Source organism: Ochrobactrum chromiisoli (assembly GCF_026241335.1).
GTDB lineage: Bacteria > Pseudomonadota > Alphaproteobacteria > Rhizobiales > Rhizobiaceae > Brucella > Brucella chromiisoli.
On sequence record NZ_JAPHAV010000009.1, the window covers coordinates 1 to 22,867 of the forward strand.

The window sequence follows — 22,867 nt, forward strand, 5'->3', positions numbered from 1 at the left end:
CGACCGCCACTGTTAACCAGATTGACCTGCCCCTGAGGTTGCAGCACTTGCAGGCTATAGTCCTGATCGCTTCCCGCAGCCATCTGCATACCGTTATCGGTCAGTGGATTGTCTGACTGGAAAATACGATAGACCCCGACATCCATCTGGCTATTCTTGTTCACGGTCAGTGTACCGTCGATGGTCAGGTTGCCGTTGACATGGAAAAGCTCGCTCATTGACGGTCCGCCATTCAACGTCACGTCGACATTGCTGCCTGCATTGAGCGTCAAGTCTTTTGAGAAAGTCAGGACCTGTCCGCTCTGAGCCAAAAGAGTCCCCTCAACCGTTGTATTGCCGCCAATGCTGCCATGGCCACCCAGTGCCGCACCGGATGCGACATCGACCGTGCCGGTTCCATCACCGAGCTTGCCGTCATCAAGACGCAGAGTGCCATCCTTCACAAGCGTATTGCCCTGGAAGACGCTGCTGTCACCCGTTAAGGCCAGCGTACCAGCCCCTTTTTGGCCAGTTGACCCGACCCCGTAAAGGCAGACGTAATGGTAAAGGTGTTGGTGGGATCGACAATGTCAAAGCCACCGCCGTGATCGCCCCACACGATCGTCTTTGTGGTGTCGTTAAAATGCGTGCCGGTAATTTGCAGTGTGCCGCCGTCAAAATTAAGCGCACCTATTCCCAGATTCTCTTCCTGTTCGACTGAAACCACACCGGCATTGAAAAATGTATCGCCGTAACCGTTATTGCCCGAAAGTGTGAGCGTACCAGCTCCGTTCTGTGTGACACTGCCCGTGCCGGTGATGGCGCCGGAAAGCGGGGTCGCCCCCGTATTGTCGACCACGAGATTGCCACCATCAAGCGCAATATCGCCCATGATTGAACCATCCGTGGTGCCGTCACCCAGCTGCAGAATGCCGCCGGAAACCGTCGTGCCGCCCGTATAGCTATTGGAAGCCGTCAGAACGAGCGTACCATTGCCCGCTTTAGTGAAAGCGCCTTTCGCCGCTCCGGCATTTTTGAAGACGCCGCTAAAGGTCGCAGTCTTGCTGCCATCAACAGAAATCGTACCGCCACTGTTGGAAGTCAGAGTGATATCACGCGCTGAAATCATCGTGTTCGTGATCTTGAGCGTTCCACCGCTGAAGTTCAACCCACCAGACGCATCGCCAAGATTGCTGTCTGACGAAACCGACAATGTACCCGCGTTGATATTCGTACCACCCTTATAGAGGTTGGTGCCAGACAGAACCAGTGTGCCATCACCGAGCTTTGTCAGCGCACCGCCTGCTCCCAAGTTCTGATTGAGCGTGAACGTGTTGGACGTTTCGTCGATGTCAAATCCGCCGCCATCTGCGTCCCATTCAATGTTGCGGCTTGTAGTGTTCATATATGTCCCGGTGATCTTCAATATGCCGCCATCGAAACGCAATGCACCAGACGCTTCGCCAAGATTGTTGTCTGACGAAACCGACAATTTACCCGAATTGAAGTTGGTGCCACCTGTATAGGTATTATTCGCAGTCAGAACGGTCGTTCCAGTGCCTGCTTGCAAAACGCCGCCTGTGCCGGAAATAATACCGCGAAAGGAGATGGTGTCCATCCGGTTGAAGCCCAGCATACCGTTGTTCGTTGCATCCGTACCGGTATTCACACCGCCTTCAATACTGCCGGCTGTTCCACCATTGCCGATCTGCAGCACACCTTTTTTAATCATCCAATTCGCAGAGTTACCTGTCAACGACCAAACACTTGCGCCGTCTTTTATATTACTGGAAAATCCGCGATATTGTTCCGTACCAGATAACTCACTGGTTACATCAGCGGCGAATGTATCATTTAGGTCTCCGCCTAAGATGAATACGTTATTGGTACCATGCGCCACCACATCGCCGTTAATTTTCGAACCGGACTGAAGCTCAAGCGAATTGACACCGGAATCAAACCAAATGGCATAACCATCCGCACCGGCCATACCGTTGTTTTGCGAAGTCCCACCTTTACCTGCGGTAATTGTACCACTGTTGACTACATGAAGGGAATGCCCCATAATTCCGTTACCACCAGCGCCACCGTAACTTGTGGTAACTGTCCCAGCAGCTCCGCCATCCCCACCCATTATTATTCCGGCATTAGAGATAGTGGCAAGTGTCGCATATATTCCATATCCGCCTCTACCACCCTTACCGATCATGTACTGCCCTATTGGATTCGTTACTCCACCTGTGCCGGCGGCTCCGCCATCCCCACCTTTTATTATTCCTGTATTGGAGATATTCATATTGGAGATGGAGGTGCCTCCAATATATATTCCAGCTCCACCGATACCGCCGAAACCATTTAGCCCACCAATATCACCTTGGGTATTCGTGTAACAGCACGAAAGAATCCCGCCTCCGTTACCACCTTTGCCGCCTTGAAGAACTCCAGCATTATCGATTAATTCGCCACCGGTATGAAAGTAAATAGCATGGCCACCATCACCACCACGACCTGCATCACCACCATAACCAATATTATCTATGGATGTATCGCCGCCATCTCCACCAGCCCCCCCATTGCCACCAGTAACGTGAATGTCCTTATCATTTATAAGTTGAAGCGCTTTCATTGCAACAATACCATACCCACCAGCGCCCCCGCCCCCGCCGCCGCCAGCAAAGGCACTGTTTGAACTCGACATCATGGCAGGTGCGCCATAGATATTCCCTCCTTTACCACCGTTCCCCCCATTGCCAGCAACTAAATCTTGCTGATTTGTATAGTTCGTATTGACCGAATTTGCATTGGTACCTCCATTTCCTCCACCTCCTCCACCTCCACCTACAAAACGGGGTCCAGATGCCGCCCCATCTTGCCCCGCCAAACCGCCGCTATTAGCAATAACTGTAGATCCCAAACCCTGCGACGCTCGAGCATCAGCACCACGACCACCTGCACCACCGCCTGCCCCCCCACCTCCACCTCCAGATCCACCACTGCCTGACGCTTCACCATTCTTCCCATCTCCTCCTGCTTGATTGGGCGCACCACCAGCACCCGGCGCACCTGGATTACCTACTGCAGAACCGCCCCGCCCCCCTACTGACTGACTGAAAGTCGGGGTGACACACAGCAATGTTTCAATGACAACGCCAAACAATAAAATGGAAAATACGTAACGCTTGCGATGTGATATATTAATCAATTTTACACCATTGAATTAGTGAAGATATAAACCTTGAATTACAACAGAATTGCGTATCTTTAAGTTTTATATAATTTAGTGCAATTAAAAATATAACTAACTAAATTAATACATATAAAAATCCATGTTATTATATTATATATTAAATCAAATCTGTCAATAAAAATGAAATATGCTCAATATAAGTAAATTAATAAAATAAATTACATAATAAATTAGTTAATTATATATCTCCAATATTATTAAATATTCGAACTTTAAATTATATTCTCATGGATCGTGATGAATTTTTGTCATGTGCAACAAGGATGAAAGCACTATGGATACCCTCCAATACTTCCAAAACCACGCATCTCATCAGAACAGAGCAACAGCAATCAAAAGCTCCGACCACAGGACGCGCGCGGCACTATGGGATCAACGAAAAGCCCTTGATGTCGTTGGCGACACGCAACCTCGCTCCATCCGGCACCCATAAAGATCAATAGGTCCTTCGAGGTGCGCGCGCCGATCGAAATGTTGGCCATCTTTTCCGCCGCCTATGCGTGTCATTCGAGCCTTCAATCGGGACTATTGGAAAGAGAGGGAGGGGATCACACTTTAGTACCGCCCGTCAAACGACCTACAACTCAACGATCCATCGCCGGAAGAGGGCAACCATCCTCTCCGGCGCTTCTTATCTCACGAAGAAGCGTAGAAATCATAAGGCAAGCATTTCCCTTGTTTAAATCAAAGCGAGAAATGCTCTAAGCTTCTCGGCTTCAGCCATAGAAGCATCCACTATTATCCGCGCCCAGTATCTGAGCAGCGACCCGCCCCTGATGCGCTTGCTCGTTACAGAAAGCCATGGCATCTTTCATACGGACCAGGGGTCGCAGCTGACCTCCATCGACTTTTCTGTCGCACTGACAAAGGCTGGTGTCAGCATATCGATGGATGGCAAGGGCGCATGGCGGGAGAATGTCTTTGTCAAGTAGATCTGACAGTCAATCAAATACGAGGAAGTCCACTACTGCGCCTCCACGATGGACCCGAGGCCCGTTTTGGTACTGGCCGTTATCTGGCCATTTACAGTGGTCGGCACACGCATTCATCCCTTACCCGGCGGACCGCGGATCAGGTTTTCTTCGGCACGTTGACGCCGGCGATGGTGGCTGCATAATCGAAGCGTAATTCCACTTAGCAAAACGCCCGAATCTGTTCAGACAAACCGGGCCACATCTCTCTTATCAAAGTAACTCTTCACTCCGGAGCCACAATGATCATTGTAAGTTATTTCCAAGACGCTGTATTGAGCAAAACACCCTCAAGAATCAACGACCATTTATCTCCAATATAATAGTCAGCCTCTAGAGTTCCATCACTGTAACCAGCGAGATCAGACTGACTAACATTTATTATTATATCAGATTTCTTATTAATATCAGAGTACTCTATGGTTTTTTTATAGAAAAGCGTATCTCCGACTACATTACCTAAATGATTATCTCCATTTAAATAGACTGTAAGATTAATAATACTACCTACCGTCCAAGTTGATGAATATGGGATATAAAAATCCGCTCCATTAACAATATTATTTCCATTAAGCACATTAGCAAAGTTATCAAGATGTGGAGCGGGAAGTGTCCTATTTGTCATGCCATAATCTGGATGATTCGACATCGGACTTCCGGTTACATATAGTATAGTAGAACGCGCCAAGAATGTCGTACTTGTAGAAGAGTCACCTACCATATAAGAAATCTTATTTAGTATTCTTCCCATAGGCATCGGGTATACGTAACTATAAGGAACGACAACTCCCATCCGCGCATCGTTAATGGTTACTACTTTAATGTTCTCCAGTGCTTTGTCCCCCGGAAATGCACCAGATACCCAAAATACAACCGTATTGTTATTTCTAAATTCACTACCAAGCGGTTGAGTGTGAATAACGAATCCTGGATCTTTTGGAGAAAACTGATCTGGAATATTAATAGGGATAGGGCTGTAAATAGCAGGCATGAGAGATTGATTAACTTCACCCCACTCGACCGGATCGAAAGTCGCAATAACAATATGATAAGGAGTTACCCCTGCATTAGGATCATCGTACGGTGCGGCCATGATATCCCCCATAAACCGCGTTATACTACCAACCTTAAGGACGGCACAGCCATTCTGATCGGTTTTAATTATTATATTCCCATCGGAGTTGACTGGAACGGCCCGATTCATCGCATCGAAGAATCGTAGATCCTGCGTTCTGGGGTTTATGTACCATATTACATCTTTACCTTGCTGAGGTAGCCCTCCAGCCAAATATCGGAAGGTAAACATGACAACTTGACTATCATCTGACGGATCAACCAAACTGCCCTTTTGGGGATTGTGCGCATAAGTATTTCTTACAAGCACGGAATAATCAGGCAAAATCTCTTCAACAAAGTCATATTTGAAGGAACAAATCGAGAGCGCGGCTCCCGCAGTAGCGCTGAAATAAGCTAATCCCGCCAAAGTTCCCTTCACATGGGCCGTTGCCTCACCATCAGCATCAGTTATCGGATCAAAATCAATAACGATGGCTTCATCAGTCGGCTCATCCCATTTTATTGGGTAATTTGCCAGCGGGTGCATGAAGGTGTTTGTGAGTTTCAACGTAACGAGAGTTGGAATATCCATAGTTAAAGTGGAACCATCTGCAGGCTCGATAAGCTGCAACTTGTTAGTCAAAGCGGACTTGGTGAATGTTAACGACTTGGAATTGGAAGTTGAGGCAGCATCCGACGCCGTCACCGTTAAAAAGGTTGTAATATTGGATTCGGGGAATCCTGTAAGCGTTTCGTAAGTAATAAAGTTTACCGAACGGCCATCCTGGTCCGTTACAGTTAGAGCGGATTGAAGTTTCACACCATCGGTAACCGTCCAGCTCATCATTTGATCAACCACGGGCTTGCCACTTGAATCTTTCCACAATGCACTTACTTGCAGCTTAGTATCATAACGCATATCCTTATCTGCAGGCGTGTCTAGAGTGATGCTTGAACTTGGTTGAACGCCTGCAAAGTTAAGTTTAATATCTGTTGGCTTTATAAACTTGTTGAGTGAAACCGAGACTATAGAATTTCCGGCAGAGTTAGAAGTCACCGTAAATGTAGTAATGCCATCGGAATCAGTCGTGGGGTTGGGGTTACTGATTTCCAGCGAAGGATATGACGTAACCTGTAATGTTCTCCCAACAATGGGCAGGCGCGAAAATGCACTTATTAACTTAACTTTTACAGTTACAGGAACGCCAACATCAAACGCCCCATCATCATTAGGTGCCAATTGATCTATGTGAGGTGAATCTGACGCGTAGACGCCGGAATACGGAGCACCCTGCGGCGGTATTATAGTAAATTGAAATTTCGCAAGAAAATTCTGATCTACTTGACCTGAGTATGAAAATACATTAGTAGTATTTCCGTAACCATCCGTAAAACTCACTGTCTTATCAAAATGTAAAGGAAGTATGCCTGCATCAAAACTCCAATAAATTTCAGCATTGTCGACAGGCGAGCCATTTTCATCTTCCAAGCGCATGCCAGCTATGAAATTGTCTCCAAATATAAAGTCTGAACCATTCTTGGGATATACATAAGCTATGTGTTCACCACCAATTCTGAAGGTTGGATAATCGGAGCATGCCGCAATGTCTTGATTTGCCGGGCTGACTTGTATAGATGCAGCATCACTTAATCCATCGGCAACCGGAGTGCCACTGTCATCGTTGGCACCAAACTTACACTCGAACTCCAGGATGGCATCTGGTTCGTCTTGGGGATATACAGCGAGACGCACGTTTACTTGTGCGTCCGGCTCATCAAGCTTCACGCGAATTCGATTAATACCCCGACCTTTACCGTCAGTCAGCGTGGTAGGCTGACCAAGAATAGCGTTGCCTTCAATAATGCGCCACATAAGCCTACGTTTGTGTAATGGCTGATTGTACTTGTCCTTGTATTCTACCGAAAGCTGAACATAATTATTTACTGGCAATGATTGATATTTATTGATCGACGTATAAAGTAGATTATTATTATTTCGAGTGAGAATTAAATTCCTCATTACTGCACCTTTTTATCAATTGATCAAATCTCAAAAATACAATTAAATAATATTGCAACCATCTTGAATACAAAATTGCCGCAATATTATATACATACCAACTTAGAACAAATAAATTTCTAAATGGGACCTACCGTATTGATAAGGCCTCTAAAATATTTTATCGGCCGCGCGTATACCTCTCGGCTATCTTTTTTTATCAATTCGTAATCAATGTAGATATCACCTGGATCGCCGAATTCATCTATGCCGAACCCCATTAATTTGGTCGCTGGAATGCTGGTCGTCATTGGCACCCCAGCGTGTAGGGGGACTGCGACGTCTGGCAACGCGAAGATGGTATTATTATGTATTGGAGTACCTTGAATATAGCCATTTATGTAAATCTTAAACCTTATAGAATCACCGAAGGCTAGCCCATCGGGATTGTCGCTTGGGTAATCAAGAAAAATCGGTACATCTGCCGAAGCGTCATTGATCACTTGCGCATATTCTCCTAAATAGGGGCTTTGTTGAAGTGTTCGAAGATACGGCGGCGGACGATCCATTGCTTCACCAATAACCCGTACGCTGGGAGCGATCGGAGCGATATCTTGTATTCCATTATAAATGATATATCCAAACCTGTTGACCTGTTCCGACACAAGCATGTTGGCCGGGACGTTGAATCCCTCGTCATATATTGTGGAACAAAGACCTGAAATGAATGTTGCACCGTTGATAAGCAAAGCAGTATAAGCGCCGCTTTGGTCTTTATAAGACGCCGTACTAGGTGGTAATCTTACATTTATATACGGTTCAATACTGTCAATATGAATAAAACCATCAGAATCTACTGGCAAAATAGGAGGGCCGTAATCTGATTTTAACCCCGTATACGAACTAAACAGAATTGTAGCAACGGGAACCGCACTTTCATCATCACCTTCCACAGAAAGATAACTTGAAACAGGTGCCTTTGTTCTCGAAAAGAGCCAGTAAGAGTAATTTCCATCTCCGTCCCCCTTAAAAGTGTAACCTTTGAAGTCGGCTTCAGGCGCAACTATTTTACCTTGATCATCCATTACCAGCAATACGGGTATATTTGGAAAAAATCGGAGAATTCCTCCGGTGACGGTGTCTCCATTTTCATTCACGATTTGAGCGACCATATGAATGCTATACTCAGTATTGATACGCAAAGGAGACCTATTTGGGGTATCCGCGGCCACCAATTTGTCAAGTGTAACCTTAATTATATTTGCCATTTTATTTTCCTCAGGAAGGGGTACAACAACATCATGGCTGTTTTAAAGGAATAATTCGACTAACAATATTTACAGAAGCAGCTCACGAAATTTGAACAGGGTCTGCAGTTTTCTGGGTCGTGGTGTGATGATTTATTATCGCTCGCTACACAGAAGAGAGCACGATGGCGCAGTTTCTTCACAGCAGCGTCAAGGCCACGCACGTCACCAAGGCAGAGCTACAGCGATCCAAAACTCCGGTCGCCCAGCACTATGAGATCAACGAAAAGACCATGAAGAAGTGTGACCATGTGAGAGATTGGCTGCTGGCTGAAAGCTATGCCAAACAGCTCAAAGCGCTACGCTTCAGAGCGAGTTTCGATCTAATTGGATCAGATCGGCGCTATAAGTATTTGTTTTGACGCACATCTTGGTCAGAAAGCCGTTTTACACCTTTCGGGATGTGCTCTCATATCTTGCCATTCCACGTGACAAAATGGTGAATAGAGCGCCTTTTTTTCGAGACCTCTTGTACAGCCTCAACACATGCCATAACGCCATTTATACAGCAGCAAGCTGACTGAGATGTGAGACAAGATCTCCCCCGATACCGGTTGCATTCACCGTCTCGAAATAGTCGTGCCATCCAGTCGCTGTTATTGCGGATAGCAGAGCGTCCATGGCTTCCCGATCGGGCGCGCGCCAAACCGCGAAAAATTGTTGCGAGGCTGGATATTCGACATTGCTTTCTGTTTGCCCCGCGGCGATAGGTTCGATCCCCATTGCCAGTAACGGCGCCATGCCCGCACCCACTTTTTCAAAGAATTGACCGCGCTCGGCCTTGTTCAGTGAAAGCCAAGTTGATTTAGGGCTGTAGAGTTCCGCCAGATAATATGTCATTTCGATATCCATCTTCAGGTGTTACGAGGGAGCGAGCGCAAGGCGCGCTTGCAAATGCGTGCTGTAATGGGATTGCTGCTTTCATGGAGCCAACGATCACAGTGATTTCTTACCCAAAGAGCCTGTGTTTTACTTGCATCGTTGAGCCAGTTTCCCACTGAATCCTGAACATAGGCCGAAGGGTCTGCGCGCAGCGGTTCGAGGATTGGCAAGCCCAGTTCCGGTGCCTGTTTGAGCGCATCAATATGTTTGCACCACACGCCTCGCGGTCTTGTCGCTTCACTCGCAAAGCGGCGTAGCCGCTCGGATGGCTCTCTTGTCCAGACGGCAAGCTCGCTGATTGCGTTTCCAATGTCTTGTGCAATATCGGTTCGCACTGCCATCCATGCCCATTCGCGAACACCAAAATGCCTGTCGTCTGCCAAAGGCTTCATCAGATCAAGACGGTTGGAAAGGGCCAGGCTTTCATCTGCTGCGATGACAAAGCACGCCCATCCCCTCACGGTGTCAGAGGGGTGACTGCGCAATGTCTCTGCAATGCCAAGGCCCAGGCCATTGTAAATTAAACGCCCGGCTAAAGTCATTCTGCGTGAAATACCTTCGCCAGACGCTTGCTTAAGCGTGGCCACAGCTCCAGCACCCAATTGAGGTATTGCGTAGTGCATGAGTTTAGCAAAATCGACAGCCAAACATTCGGTCAGCACCGCAGCTTCAGCTGTCCCGCTGTTGAGGGCATCCAGACGGTCGGGCGCAATCGCGCTCACCCCCCTGCCACTTGGCACTTTCGTCACGATTTTTCCTCCGAAAGCGAAGCGAATGGGCTTTGGCTGCTCGTTGTCAGATTGCTCTTTGCCATTTCGAGCAAACTGCTCAACATCTCTCGCTGCTGACTGTTAAACCCCGAAAACAACGAGGCTATCCACCGACTGTGTTCATTGAACAGATCCAGCGCCATGGCCTCACCCTTTGGGGTCAAACGCACCAGCACCTTGCGCCGATCCTCAATATGACCGTGGCGGACAAGAAATCCATCGCGCTCAAGACCATCCAGCAGCCCGGTAATTGTCGCACGCGTTACCCCGGACAGTTCTGATAGCTCGTGCGGTGAAAGGCCGTCATCCTGATTGCGCAAAAGAAAAAGCAATACAAACTTGCTTTCTGACAATTGATACGGCGCCAGCCGAGCAGCACAAGCGCGATCAATCGCAGTCGCCAATGCAAGCACTTCGAAACAAAGACGCATATCATCAATATTCGCCTCCCCACGCCGACGGGCCTCATCAATCAGAGCGGTATATTTTTGATCCAGATTTATCATACGGCACCATATAATATGGCGCCGTATTAATGTCAAACACGCATTTCACGCCGACCGGATTGTGCTCTGAAGCGTTTCAGAAAAAGTGCAAAACGCGCTCCGATGTAACGTCTCCCGACCCCATCATCACCTTGGCGACAGCAGGCGGGCGTTCTTTTGAAGACAAAACTGTCTATCTCATCTCACGATCAATATCACGTCTGAGCACAATCGCAGTTGTAAGATCTTCCACAGTCTCATGCACCGCAATCAGATCGCGAACGCGATTGAGCCCGTCAATCGACCCCGTTTCCAGCTCAACAATAAGATCAAGCTGACCGCTGACCGATGATACCCGGCGCACTTCCGGATGCCGCGCAAGGATGTCCAGCAACTCATGTGCTGGGGTCCGTCGCAAATTGATCAAAAACGTTGCGTGAATAACATTCGGGTCGATTTCGCCAATGTCAGCGCGGTAGCCGCGGATAACACCACTTTTCTCAAGATTGGTGACGCGTTCGCTTGTTGCACTTCGTGACAGCCCGATACGTCCGGCCAAAGTTTTAAGCGCTATGCGGGCTTCCTTGGACAAAATTGCCAGTATTTCACGATCTTTTGCGTCAAGTTCCCGCATTATTTACCTATTCACATGACCGGACATGTGCCGGTCCATTCCGACAAAGTGCCGGTTATCCCGACAGGATACTTGATGCCCGAAAATACATTGCATGCCAAGCTGCAGATAAGAAATCAAACTTGGAAAAACTCTGACTATGACCGATCTCTCCCATCCTGCTCCCCAGTTCTCTGCTGCCGATGCTGAAAGGCTCGCCAGGGAACTCTTCGGCGTAACGGCAAGCGCGACAGCACTCGATAGCGAACGTGATCGCAATTATCGGCTCAAAACTGTAACAGATGCCGGTTGGATTCTGAAAATCGTTAATGCCAGTGAACCAAGGCTTGAAAGTGAGTTTCAGACCGCACTCTTAAACCACCTTGCCAATGCCAATTCAAATTTAACGGTGCCGTTCCTGAAACCGAGTCTTTCGGGCGATTTTCTGGCCTCTGCTGTTGCAGAGGATGGTGAGAAACATGCGCTGCGGCTGGTTGGCTGGCTCCCCGGTACACCGCTTGCTCAGGTGCCGAGAACATTTGATCTTATGCGCAATCTCGGTCACGCGCTTGGCGAACTTGATCATGCATTGCAGGGCTTCATTCATCCGGGGGCCTTACGCGAGCTGGATTGGGATTTACGCCATGCAGCACGTGCGCGCACGCGCCTGCATTTTGTTCGAGATGCGCAAAAACAAGCGCTCCTTGATCGTTTTATCACGCGCTTTGAAAAATCAGTCGCACCCAAACTGTCGAGCCTGCGCGCTCAGGTCATTCATAATGATGCCAATGACTGGAACATTCTGGTCGACAAGAATGACAACGAAAAAATCGCTGGCCTGATTGATTTCGGCGATGCCGTTCATACTGTTTTGATTGCAGAAGTCGCCATCGCTTGTGCCTATGCTGCACTCGATATGGAAGACCCGATCGGTGCGGCAGCAGCGCTGACAGCGGGGTTCCACGAAAAATACCCGCTTCAGCCAGAAGAAATAGACCTTCTGTTCGATCTCATTGCTATGCGCCTTGTAACCAGCGTGACGTTTTCCGCGTCCCGTCACGATAAGACCGACGACAATCCATATCTTGCAATCAGTGAAGCGCCTGCATGGCGCCTGCTGGAAAAAATGGATGCAATGAATCCGCGCTTCGCAACAGCCATTTTGCGTAAAGCATGTGGGTTTGACGCCATTGATGGAGCTGGCGCTGTTCGAAATTGGATTGCAGAGAACAAGACGTCTTTTGCTCCGATGCTGCGTCCGGCGGCGGCAACCATGAAGAAGGCGATTGTCCCTTACGGTGATGCAACCCACTTTATGACAGTCGCATCGGCCGAGCAGCGCGCGCGCGAAGCGACACAATGGTGGGATGATTTCTGCTCAGACAACAATATCGAACTGGGCATTGGCGCATGGGGTGAAAAACGCACGGTCTACACTGACAAGGCTTTTGAATCTCGTTTCATCGAAGGGCAGCGCCGTATTCATCACCTCGGCGTCGATTTATTCATGCCCGCCGGAACGCCACTTTACACGCCCTTGGCTGCAACGGTTATCAGTGTCGAAATCGAGCACGAACCCCTTGGATATGGTGGCCTGATCAAGCTTGAACACCGTCCTGACGGCTGCCCTCCTTTCGTGACCCTTTGGGGACATATGGCGCATGAAGCACTTGAACGCCTGCAGCCAGGCCAGTTACTTCAGGCTGGCGATCTTGTCGGGCATATGGGCGATATTCACGAAAATGGTGGATGGACGCCGCATCTGCATTTCGAAATAACCACCGACATCCATCTCACCGCAACGGAAATTCTGGGTGTGGGTGAAGCAGCCTATCTCGATGTCTGGGCGGATTTGTTTCCCGACGCTTCAGCCCTTGCAGGTATTCCGCCTGAAACATTCCACCAGGACGGACATACCCGCGCTGAGATTATTAAAAAACGCAAAGAAATTTTGCTGCCAAACCTGACGATTTCCTATTCGGAGCCGATCAAGTTCGTTCGCGGTGACGGCGCATGGCTCATTGACAACAAGGGGCGTGCCTATCTCGACTGTTTCAACAATGTCTGCCACATTGGCCACGCTCATCCGGACGTTGTGGAGGCAATTGCCCGGCAGGCGGCATTGCTGAATACCAATACCCGCTATTTGCACGATAATATCGTCAATTACGCTGAACGTCTGACGGCAACATTGCCGGAAGGACTAACGGTGGCCTCTTTTGCCTGTTCTGGCAGCGAGGCCAACAGTCTGGCATTGCGCATGGCCCGCACACATACCGGTCGCAAGGAAGCTATCGTTCTTGACTGGGCGTATCATGGTACGACGCAGGAACTGATCGACCTAAGCCCTTATAAATATAAACGCAAAGGCGGTAAGGGACGGCCTGATCATGTATATGAAGGGATCATTCCCGATAGCTATCATGCACCGGAAGATTGGCCTGTTGAAGAACATGCCAAACGCTTTGCTCAGAACATCGCCGAACACATTGATACAATGCGCCGTCAAGGTCGCTCTCCGGCGTATTTCCTGGCGGAATCCATCCCAAGTGTCGCCGGACAGGTTTTTCTGCCAGAGGGCTATCTCAATGAAGTGTATGCCATGGTGCGCGCTGCGGGCGGCATCTGCATTGCCGACGAAGTGCAGGTCGGTTTTGGCCGTGTCGGCAGCCATTGGTGGGCGTTTGAAATGCAGGATGTCGTTCCTGATATCGTGACAATGGGCAAACCCATCGGCAATGGTCACCCGATGTCTGCGGTTGTGACAACGCGCGAAGTGGCCGACAGCTTCAACAATGGAATGGAATATTTCAACACGTTTGGAGGCAATCCGGTATCCTGCGCCGCCGGGCTTGCTGTTCTTGATGTGATTGAACGGGATAAATTGCGCGAACGCGCCCTCGATGTGGGCAATTATCTGCTTGCTGGTTTTAAAGAGATGCAGAAGCGTTACGACATTATCGGCGATGTCCGTGGGCGTGGTCTGTTTCTGGGAATCGAACTGGTCACGGATAGAAAAACCAAAGCTCCCGCAACCGCATTGGCACGACAGATCAATGATGGTGCAAGAGAGCGCGGTATTCTGATGGGGACCGAAGGGCCACATGACAATGTGCTGAAAATGCGCCCGTCGATGGTTTTCAGCCGCGCAAATGCCGATCATCTTCTTGATGTTCTCAATGACAGCTTTGCAGCAGCCCTGAAATAATCACTTTAAGAGAACGCTGATTTTAAGGCTGTATTTTTGTTCGGTTTGCCGGGCAAAAATACAGCCTTTTTTATTGGCCGGATTTCCCGGCGCCCATCACAACAATTCATACATGTCCCCCGGCCAGCCCTCCGACAATATGCCGGTTAATTCCGGCAATGTGTCGGGCCGGCAGACATATTGCTGGATGCTTGAATTCAGAGCCTGTGCGAAGCTCATTGATGAAGGTTGATGGCAAACCATAACCCTAGAAGAAAAAGAAAAATCCAGAGGAAACCAAAAAATGAATTCCAGGCTCAAGCGTTTGATTGCCGTTGCTGCTGTGGCAATTTCTGCAACTTTTTCAATAGCTCCAGTGCAAGCTGATGAGCTGGAAAAGCTTAAAGAATCTGGCGAAATGCGTATTGCAATGAGCGGTCAATACCCCCCGTTCAGCTTTACCAATGAGCAGAATGAAGTGGTGGGCTTCGATGTGGCGATTGGCTCGGCCATTGCCGAAAAAATCGGTGTTAAGCCCAAAATCGTGACAACGCCTTTTGACGGTATTATTGCCGGTCTTCTGGCCAAAAAATACGATGCCGTTGTTGCCTCCATGACGATTACGCCGGAACGTGAGAAGGCAGTCGATTTTGTTGGACCATACTATCATGCGGGCCGCACGATCGTTGTCAAAGACAGCTCCCCTATTCAGAAGCTCGAAGAACTTAACGGCAAAACCGTTGGTGTCACAATGGGCGATTCCCACGAAAAATGGGCCAAAGCACAAGGTGATCTGACTGTTCGCACCTATAAGGGTCTGCCTGAAATGTTGATCGACCTTGATGCAGGTCGTCTGGATGCGCTTGTTATGGACAGCATTCCAGTGATGATTGCTGTGAAGGAAACGGGCCAGAAGGTTCGTATTCTCGAAACGCCAAATATTGAAGGCGCGCGCGAAGCGCTCGGTATTGCGATCCGCAAAAATAACCCGGAACTCAAGGCAGCCATGCAGAAAGCCCTCGACGAGATGCTTGCTGATGGCAGCTACGAAAAAATCTCGATGGAATGGATCGGCAGCGACATTCGCTGATCGACATCCAATCCGGCCCGGTTGCCCTTTGTCAGCTGATCCGGGCCGGTTCATACGAGTTTTCGGAGTGATTTTATGGATCTAGCGCTAATGCAGCGTGTCCTCCCGTTTTTTCTGGAGGCTGCGTGGGTCACAATCCAGGTTTCTGTGCTTGCTCTTTTATTAGGGTTTGCGATTGCAGGGTTTCTCGTCGCGGCACGTTTGTCCAACAATAAAGCACTGCGCTTTTTATCTGGTGCCTATGTCAGTGTTTTTCGGGGAACGCCCTGTCTGGTGCAGCTTTTCGTGCTTTACTTCGGCGGACCACAAATTGGCCTTGAACTGGACCCCTATGCGGCAGGTATTGTCGGGCTCGGTTTGAATATTGCCGCCTATATGGCTGAATCCATTCGTGGTGCAATTGCGAGTGTGGATAGAGGACAGACGGAAGCTGCTCGCTCTATTGGCTTTGATCGCGAACGCACACTTCGTTTAATTGTTCTGCCGCAAGCCGCCCGCCTGATGATCCGTCCGCTCGGCGTCAATGCAGTGGCACTCGTAAAAGGGTCAGCATTGGTTTCAACAATTTCTGTTGTGGAACTGACCTACACAGCGCAGCGCTTCATCAGCTCGACCTATAAGCCCTTCGAAATATTCGCCGTTGCTGCAATTCTTTACATGATCATTGTCTATATCGTTATCATGATTGTCGATCTTCTCGACAAACGTTTTGCGCCGCGTTGAGGGAGGATCAAATGCCAGCTCTCGACTTCAGTATTGTCCCTCCCTATGCCGAATTGCTGCTGACTGGATTGTGGTGGACGCTTGTTCTCGCCGTCTCGTCCAGTATTTTAAGTTTTGCCTTCGGTATCTTTTTCGCGCTCATCGTCCTTTATGCGCCGTTGGTGCTTGCATATCCGATACGCTTTTTCATGTGGCTGTTCATGGGAACGCCGCTGCTTTTGCAACTCTATCTCATCTATTATGGTCTGGTTCAGATCGGCGTCGATATTCCTGCACTGTTTGCGGGCATCATTGGTCTGAGCCTGCATTTCGCCGTTTACAATGCTGACGTCATTCGCGCTGGCATTCTCTCTGTTGATCAGGGACAGACAGAAGGCGCGCGATCAATCGGACTGAGCCGTGCGCAGGCTTTGCGCTACATTATCATTCCCCAAGGCGTCAGAAACACCATCGCGCCCATCGGCAACAACATGATCGTATTGTTGAAAGATACATCCCTCGTTTCAATCATCGGCATTGCAGAGCTTGTTCACAGCGCCCAGATCGCCATCAGTGAAACATATAGCCCGTTTGAATTTTATCTGACCGCTGCCGCACTTTATTATCTGGCTAATCTTGTGATGGAAGCAGGTCTAAGGCGCATTGAAGGAAAAGTGGAGGTGACGCGATGAGCACTCTAAACCCAATGGTGGAAGTTAAAGGTGCCCGCAAAGCCTACGGCGCGCTTGAGGTTCTCAAAGGGATCGACCTTTCTGTGTCACGCGGCCAGATCATTGCCATTATTGGCCCAAGTGGATCAGGCAAGAGCACACTGTTGCGTTCTATCAATCATCTTGAAACCCTTAATGGCGGAGAGGTATGGCTTGATGGGATGCAGGTTAATCAACCTCTCAAAGGACAGGCCTTTGAAAAGCATATCAATGCCGTGCGCCAGCAGATGGGAATGGTGTTTCAGCATTTCAATCTCTTCCCGCATCTGACTGTCGTAGAAAATATTACGCTTGGGCCGATGAAGCTGAAGGGAATGTCCAAGTCTGCGGCGCGTGAACTCGCCAAGGAGCTGCTTTCCAAGGTGGGACTTTCAGAGAAAGTGGATGTTTATCCATCACGCCTTTCGGGCGGCCAAAAGCAACGTGTCGCTATTGCCCGCGCTTTAGCGATGCAGCCCAAGGTCATGCTCTTTGATGAAGCCACATCTGCGCTGGACCCGGAACTGGTTGAGGAAGTCAATCTTGTCATGAAGCAGCTTGCCGCTGAACATATGACCATGTTGATTGTAACCCATGAAATGCGCTTTGCCGGCGAAGTTGCAGATAAGATCATCTTTATGGACAGAGGTGTGGTTGTGGAGCAAGGAGCGCCGAAAGATATATTGTCAAACCCTCAGAATGATCGCACCCGTGCTTTTTTAAGGACGTATCTCGCACATTCGACGCTGCTTTGATCTAACCCAGACAATAGCATTCGAGCATAATCCCCACCGGAGCGCGGCGGGGATTATGCTCTAAAATCAGTGTTTTTATCGCTTTCATTTGCAAATGTGCCACCAAATGAATAACCGTCTTTGATCAGGGGATTTAGAGGTGGATAATCTAGCTAAATGCGTAAGAAGCAATTTCGTATAAGAAGCTCGTTCTGCGGCACAGGCCTTATCATTGGAGCGTTATTTTTTGCTGCTTCCCTGACACCGAGCCTCATACCCCGTAATTATGTCTTTCAGGGCATTCTGGCTGGCGTGGCGTTTGGTTCGGGCTATGGTATCGGCGTGTTGCTGCGATGGTTGTGGTTATATTTAGAGCTACCCACCCTGAATGCGCAGGCATTAAAATATGCAAAAGCAATAACAGCTGTCATTTGCTTAAGCATCATGCTTGTGGCCTTGTATCAAACGGCAAGCTGGCAAAACTCCATCCGCAGCGTTATGAATATGGAGCCTGTAGAAAGCGGTTATCCGTTCAGTGTCAGCGCACTTGCACTTGTAAGCTTTGGCGTTTTGCTTCTTCTGGCGCGCGGGATGATCGTTCTGGGCCGGATCATAATCAACACACTCAATCGTTATCTTCCGCGCAGGGTTTCCATTATCATCGGCTCAGCAATGACGTTTGCGCTTATCTTTACCATCGCAAATGGCGTCTTGGTGGAATATGCGTTCCGTGTTCTGGACAGTTCTTTTCAAAGATTTGACGCTCTGGTCGAACCGGACCGGCCGCAGCCCCTCATCGCAGAGCGCGCTGGCAACCCTCAATCAAAGCTTGATTGGCGAAAATTGGGTCGTGCCGGACGAGAATTTGTTGCTTCAGGGCCGACCGCATCCGAAATCAGTCATTTTAACAAGCGAACCGCTCTTGAACCTATAAGGCTTTACGCTGGTTTGCAGATTGCCGACACGCCCGAAGAACGAGCGGAATTGCTGCTGAGTGAATTAATTCGGACAGGTGCTTTTGATCGGGCTGTGCTTGTTGTTATCACACCGACCGGCACAGGATGGGTGGACCCATCTGCGATTGATGGACTGGAGTTTTTGTTTGATGGCAATGTCGCGAGCGTTGCATTGCAATATTCTTATTTAAACAGCCCGCTTTCACTGATATTTCAGCCAGAAAAGGGACTTGCGTCGTCGCAGGCACTTTTCCGTGCCGTTTATGATCACTGGAAAAAGCTTCCGGTTGATCAGCGTCCGGAGCTCTATCTTCATGGACTGAGCCTTGGTGCTTTCAATTCCCAGCGGTCTATAACTTTCTTTGATATTCTGGGGGATCCAATCAATGGTGCAGTCTGGAGTGGCCCACCATTCCCGAGTGAAAAATGGCGCTCGCTGACCAAAAATCGCGATGCTGGCTCCACCGAATGGTTGCCTGTTTTTCAAAATGGACGGTTCGTGCGCTTCATGAACCAGAATGGCACGCCTGAAGGCAATACAGCGCAGTGGGGCAATACGCGTTTCGTGTATTTACAATATGCCAGCGATGCGATCGTATTTTTTGATAAAAGCCTCGCCTACCGGGAAGCCGACTGGATGAAATCGCCAAGAGGCCCGGATGTCTCCCCGATGCTGGGTTGGTATCCGGTTGTAAGCATGTTGCAATTGCTCATCGACATGCCCTTAGCGGACACAGTGCCGATAGGTTATGGACACGTTTACGCGCCCGATCACTATTTAAATGCGTGGTTGAATGCGACGGGAATAGACAGCTGGAAAGCTGAAGACATTGAGGCGCTTAAAAAACATCTCAACAGCAGAGCGCTGCGTGAAGACGGTTATGAGCATCGCGGCGGCTAAAGTGCCCTATCCCGTATTCGAAACACGATCTGCGGGAAAACACTCGCAGATCATCAATCCATTGTCAGTTGGGAACGCACTGAATCACCGCAGTATTTCAGCTTCCTGTCTATACGTCCTTTATAGCTTTTACGGCTTTGGACGAGGCGACTTTGGCGCCTGGTTCTGTAGCCGCTGATATCTGCCCGTTTTCGCCTGTGAACACCTTCAGTCGCATCGAATGAAGTCTGTTTTGCTCACTTAAACACCCTCACACATGGGTTCATTCTGTATACGCATGAACCCATGTCGGTTTTGCACAACTGCGACAGCAAGAAACATGGGCTTGAGCAGTTGGGCGCTTGACTCCTGTCGGGAGCAACTTCTTATATATCAGAAGTTCGTGCGGGGCGGCGATCACCGATATTTCTCTTTGAAATTTGGTCGGTACTGGCGTCCTGTATGGAACAGGTTTTCAATTGAATGGCGGGCAGCCGCACGTCATTCAGCTAGGAATGAAATATGCAGCGCGTTTTTGACGGACATAATGATGTCCTTCTGCGTCTTTGGGAAAACCAGCGTAACGGTGGTGACCCGATCAAAGAATTTATCCACGGCACAAAGGTTGGTCACATAGACCTGCCCCGCTCACGCAAAGGCGGTTTGGCTGGCGGTATCTGCGCGATTTATATCCCATCCGGCCACCATATCGAACTCGGCAAACCCGACGAAAATGGCCACTACGTAACGCCGCTATCGCCGCCGCTTCAACGTGCCCCTTCCCTTGACATTGCGCTGGAGTTTGCTTCGCTGGCACTGCGCCTTGAACAAGCGGGTGGCTGGAAGCTCTGCCGCAACGGGAAAGATTTGGACGAAGCGCTCGCGGGTGACACATTTGCCGCCGTTCTTCATATGGAAGGCTGTGAGGCCATTGATGCCGACCTGGCGGCGCTTGATGTGTTCTATGCAGCCGGCTTGCGCTCACTTGGCCCGGTCTGGAGCCGCAACAATATTTTCGCACATGGCGTACCGTTTGCATTCCCAATGAGCCCGGACACCGGTCCCGGCCTGACTGAAGCTGGTGAGCGTCTGGTTAAAGAATGCAATCGCAAGGGCATTCTGATCGACCTTGCTCATATCACCGAAAAAGGTTTCTGGGATGTGGCGAAGCTGAGTGACCAGCCTTTGATCGCAAGCCATTCCAACGCCCATGCTCTGACGCCGGTTGCGCGCAATATCACAGATCGCCAGATGGATGCGATCCGCGAGCGCAAAGGTATTGCAGGCCTCAATTATGCAACCACCATGCTGGGCAACGATGGCAAAGAAGACGCCAACATGCCGCTTTCCAATATGGTGCGCCACATCGACTATATGGTCGAGCGTATGGGTATTGATTGTGTAGCACTTGGCTCCGATTTCGACGGTGCAACGATTCCAGCCGAAATCGGTGATGCAGCAGGACAACAGAACCTCGTTATTGCCTTGCAAACGGCGGGCTACAATGACGAAGAACTGACAAAGCTCTGCCGTGGCAACTGGATACGCGTTTTAAAACAGGCATGGCACGAAGCCGCCTGAGCGAAAACAGAAATATAGAAAGGGAACTAAAATGAAGAATCTCGGACGTTTTCGTCTTCTCGCAGCAGGTGCTGCCCTTGCAGCGGTCATGGCTGCAAATCCGGCATTGTCGGCAACGCCTGCCGATACGCTCGTTCAGGCATGGGCCATCGATGACACCATTACGCTTGACCCGGCTGAATCCTTCGAGCTGTCGCCTGCGGAATTCATCGGTAATGCCTATGACATGCTGGTGCGTCTCGACATTAACGACACTTCTAAGGTTGTTCCCGGTGTTGCTGAAAGCTGGACCATTTCGGATGACGGCCTCACCTACACATTCAAGATGAAGCCAGGCATCAAGTTTGCTTCCGGAAACCCGCTGACTGCAAAAGACGTGGCTTACACTTTTGAGCGCGCTGTGCGCCTCGACAAAAGCCCGGCTTTCATTCTCACACAATTCGGTCTCAATGGCGAAAACGTCATTGAAAATGCCAAGGCTGTCGATGACGCGACATTCGTTCTGAAAGTGGACAAGGCTTATGCACCAAGCTTCGTGCTGAACTGCCTGACCGCGACCATCGGCGCAATTGTCGACCAGAAGCTGCTTGAAGAGCATTCGGTCAAGGTTACGCCAACCGATGATTACAAATATGACACCGACTATGGCGCTGCATGGCTCAAAACCGGCTATGCCGGTTCTGGCCCGTTCAAAATCCGTGACTGGCGCGCCAATGAAGTCGTCGTTCTCGAACGCAACGAGAATTATTATGGCGAAAAGGCCAAGCTCGCCCGCGTCTTCTATCGTCATGTCAAGGAAAGCGCCACGCAGCGCCTGATGCTTGAATCGGGTGACGTCGATGTCGCACGTAACCTCGAACCGGGTGATCTCGAAGCCGTTCAAAAGAACAAGGATCTGGCCGTTGCCAGCGCTCCAAAGGGCACTGTCTATTATATCAGCCTCAACCAGAAGAACCCCGAACTGGCAAAGCCGGAAGTGCGAGAAGCTTTCAAATATCTGGTTGATTACGATGCAATCGGCTCGACCCTTATCAAGGGTATTGGTGAGATCCGTCAGACTTATCAGGCAAAGGGTGTTCTCGGCGCACTTGACGCAAGCCCGTACAAACTGGATGTCGAAAAAGCCAAGGAACTGCTTGCAAAAGCGGGTCTGAAAGACGGTCTGTCGGTGACCTTCGACGTGCGTAACACGCAGCCAGTGACCGGCATTGCCGAATCTTTCCAGCAGTCTGCCGCAAAAGCCGGTGTGAAGATCGACATCATTCCGGGTGATGGCAAGCAGACACTGACCAAGTATCGTGCACGTAATCATGATCTTTATATCGGGCAGTGGGGCATGGATTACTGGGATCCGAATTCGAATGCTGAAGCATTCACATCAAATCCTGACAATAGCGACGATGCTTCCACCAAGACACTCGCATGGCGCAATGCCTGGGCAATTCCGGAACTGACCAAGCAGACACAGGCCGCATTGCTTGAACGCGACAATGACAAGCGTGCGGACGAGTACAAGAAGCTTCAGGAAGAAGCTCTTAAAGAAAGCCCGTTTGTGTTGGTGTTCCAGCAGATCGAAGTTGCAGGTCTTCGCGGCGACGTGAAGGGCTACAAGCTCGGACCAACATTCGATTCGAACTTCCTCGCACCAGTCAGCAAAGACTGATCTGAAGAACGGTCAGACAATTGAATACAACAACACCTGTAAAGAAAAAGAGGGG

The 22,867-nt window shown here is 49.5% G+C and carries 18 protein-coding genes and 1 pseudogene; 10 read left to right on the top strand and 9 right to left on the bottom strand.

The genetic code is table 11. The features are described 5' to 3' along the window. From OPR82_RS15605 to OPR82_RS15615, 3 genes are all read right to left on the bottom strand, one after another. A partial coding sequence (locus tag OPR82_RS15605; RefSeq protein WP_265985857.1) for a hypothetical protein occupies window positions 1-443 on the bottom strand: 443 nt, incomplete at its 3' end. Between the two features lie 35 nt (window positions 444-478). Continuing rightward, window positions 479-2,680: a beta strand repeat-containing protein gene (locus OPR82_RS15610; RefSeq protein WP_265985858.1), complete on the bottom strand. Its 2,202-nt coding sequence runs from the start codon at window positions 2,678-2,680 to the stop codon at window positions 479-481. Between the two features lie 137 nt (window positions 2,681-2,817). Next, window positions 2,818-2,991 (bottom strand): hypothetical protein, encoded by a 174-nt coding sequence (locus OPR82_RS15615; protein WP_265985859.1) that lies wholly within the window; start codon window positions 2,989-2,991, stop codon window positions 2,818-2,820. Between the two features lie 1,010 nt (window positions 2,992-4,001). On the opposite strand from OPR82_RS15615, the pseudogene OPR82_RS15620 reads away from it, so the two are divergent. Further along, window positions 4,002-4,343 (top strand): annotated as a pseudogene (locus tag OPR82_RS15620) (IS3 family transposase); the annotation flags it as partial. A gap of 110 nt (window positions 4,344-4,453) precedes the next feature. Here OPR82_RS15620 and OPR82_RS15625 read toward each other — a convergent pair. Both OPR82_RS15625 and OPR82_RS15630 read right to left on the bottom strand, forming a co-directional pair. Then, window positions 4,454-7,273, bottom strand: a complete 2,820-nt coding sequence (locus tag OPR82_RS15625) for an Ig-like domain-containing protein (RefSeq protein WP_265985860.1) — start codon at window positions 7,271-7,273, stop codon at window positions 4,454-4,456. Window positions 7,274-7,392: 119 nt separating this feature from the next. After that, window positions 7,393-8,520 carry a hypothetical protein gene (locus OPR82_RS15630; RefSeq protein WP_265985861.1) on the bottom strand — a complete coding sequence of 376 codons (1,128 nt, stop codon included), beginning with the start codon at window positions 8,518-8,520 and terminating at the stop codon, window positions 7,393-7,395. 164 nt (window positions 8,521-8,684) lie between these two features. Here OPR82_RS15630 and OPR82_RS15635 point away from each other — a divergent pair, with 164 nt between their 5' ends. Then, entirely contained in the window at window positions 8,685-8,921 is a 237-nt protein-coding gene (locus tag OPR82_RS15635; RefSeq protein WP_265985862.1) for a hypothetical protein, read from the top strand. A 139-nt stretch (window positions 8,922-9,060) separates the two neighbouring features. Here the strand turns inward: OPR82_RS15635 and OPR82_RS15640 are convergent, their stop codons facing one another. The 4 genes from OPR82_RS15640 to OPR82_RS15655 all read right to left on the bottom strand — a co-directional run bounded on the left by OPR82_RS15640 (window position 9,061) and on the right by OPR82_RS15655 (window position 11,330). Further along, the gene (locus OPR82_RS15640; RefSeq protein WP_265985863.1) at window positions 9,061-9,399 is read right to left on the bottom strand and encodes a DUF6616 family protein; all 339 of its coding nucleotides are present in this window, start codon (window positions 9,397-9,399) and stop codon (window positions 9,061-9,063) included. A 14-nt stretch (window positions 9,400-9,413) separates the two neighbouring features. Beyond that, entirely contained in the window at window positions 9,414-10,190 is a 777-nt protein-coding gene (locus OPR82_RS15645) for a DNA alkylation repair protein (protein WP_265985864.1), read from the bottom strand. Next, the gene (locus OPR82_RS15650; RefSeq protein WP_265985865.1) at window positions 10,187-10,717 is read right to left on the bottom strand and encodes a MarR family winged helix-turn-helix transcriptional regulator; all 531 of its coding nucleotides are present in this window, start codon (window positions 10,715-10,717) and stop codon (window positions 10,187-10,189) included. Before OPR82_RS15650 ends, OPR82_RS15645 begins: the two co-directional genes overlap by 4 nt. A 172-nt stretch (window positions 10,718-10,889) precedes the next feature. Beyond that, a complete protein-coding gene (locus OPR82_RS15655; protein ID WP_265985866.1) occupies window positions 10,890-11,330 on the bottom strand; it encodes an Lrp/AsnC family transcriptional regulator in 441 nt (146 codons plus the stop codon). Between the two features lie 139 nt (window positions 11,331-11,469). Between OPR82_RS15655 and OPR82_RS15660 the strand changes: the two genes are divergently transcribed. From OPR82_RS15660 to OPR82_RS15695, 8 genes are all read left to right on the top strand, one after another. Then, the gene (locus OPR82_RS15660; protein ID WP_265985867.1) at window positions 11,470-14,517 is read left to right on the top strand and encodes an aminotransferase class III-fold pyridoxal phosphate-dependent enzyme; all 3,048 of its coding nucleotides are present in this window, start codon (window positions 11,470-11,472) and stop codon (window positions 14,515-14,517) included. A gap of 283 nt (window positions 14,518-14,800) precedes the next feature. After that, window positions 14,801-15,586, top strand: coding sequence for an ABC transporter substrate-binding protein (locus tag OPR82_RS15665; RefSeq protein WP_265985868.1), 786 nt, complete (start codon window positions 14,801-14,803; stop codon window positions 15,584-15,586). A 75-nt stretch (window positions 15,587-15,661) separates the two neighbouring features. Beyond that, the gene (locus OPR82_RS15670; protein WP_265985869.1) at window positions 15,662-16,309 is read left to right on the top strand and encodes an amino acid ABC transporter permease; all 648 of its coding nucleotides are present in this window, start codon (window positions 15,662-15,664) and stop codon (window positions 16,307-16,309) included. An 11-nt stretch (window positions 16,310-16,320) separates the two neighbouring features. Continuing rightward, entirely contained in the window at window positions 16,321-16,980 is a 660-nt protein-coding gene (locus OPR82_RS15675; RefSeq protein ID WP_265985870.1) for an amino acid ABC transporter permease, read from the top strand. Further along, window positions 16,977-17,753, top strand: a complete 777-nt coding sequence (locus tag OPR82_RS15680; protein WP_323054559.1) for an amino acid ABC transporter ATP-binding protein — start codon at window positions 16,977-16,979, stop codon at window positions 17,751-17,753. The genes OPR82_RS15675 and OPR82_RS15680 overlap by 4 nt, the downstream gene beginning before the upstream one ends. Window positions 17,754-17,909: 156 nt before the next feature. Beyond that, the gene (locus OPR82_RS15685) at window positions 17,910-19,589 is read left to right on the top strand and encodes an alpha/beta hydrolase (RefSeq protein ID WP_265985871.1); all 1,680 of its coding nucleotides are present in this window, start codon (window positions 17,910-17,912) and stop codon (window positions 19,587-19,589) included. A 501-nt stretch (window positions 19,590-20,090) separates the two neighbouring features. Next, a complete protein-coding gene (locus OPR82_RS15690) occupies window positions 20,091-21,149 on the top strand; it encodes a dipeptidase (protein WP_265985872.1) in 1,059 nt (352 codons plus the stop codon). Window positions 21,150-21,180: 31 nt separating this feature from the next. After that, a complete protein-coding gene (locus OPR82_RS15695; protein WP_265985873.1) occupies window positions 21,181-22,812 on the top strand; it encodes an ABC transporter substrate-binding protein in 1,632 nt (543 codons plus the stop codon). Window positions 22,813-22,867 lie beyond the last annotated feature (55 nt).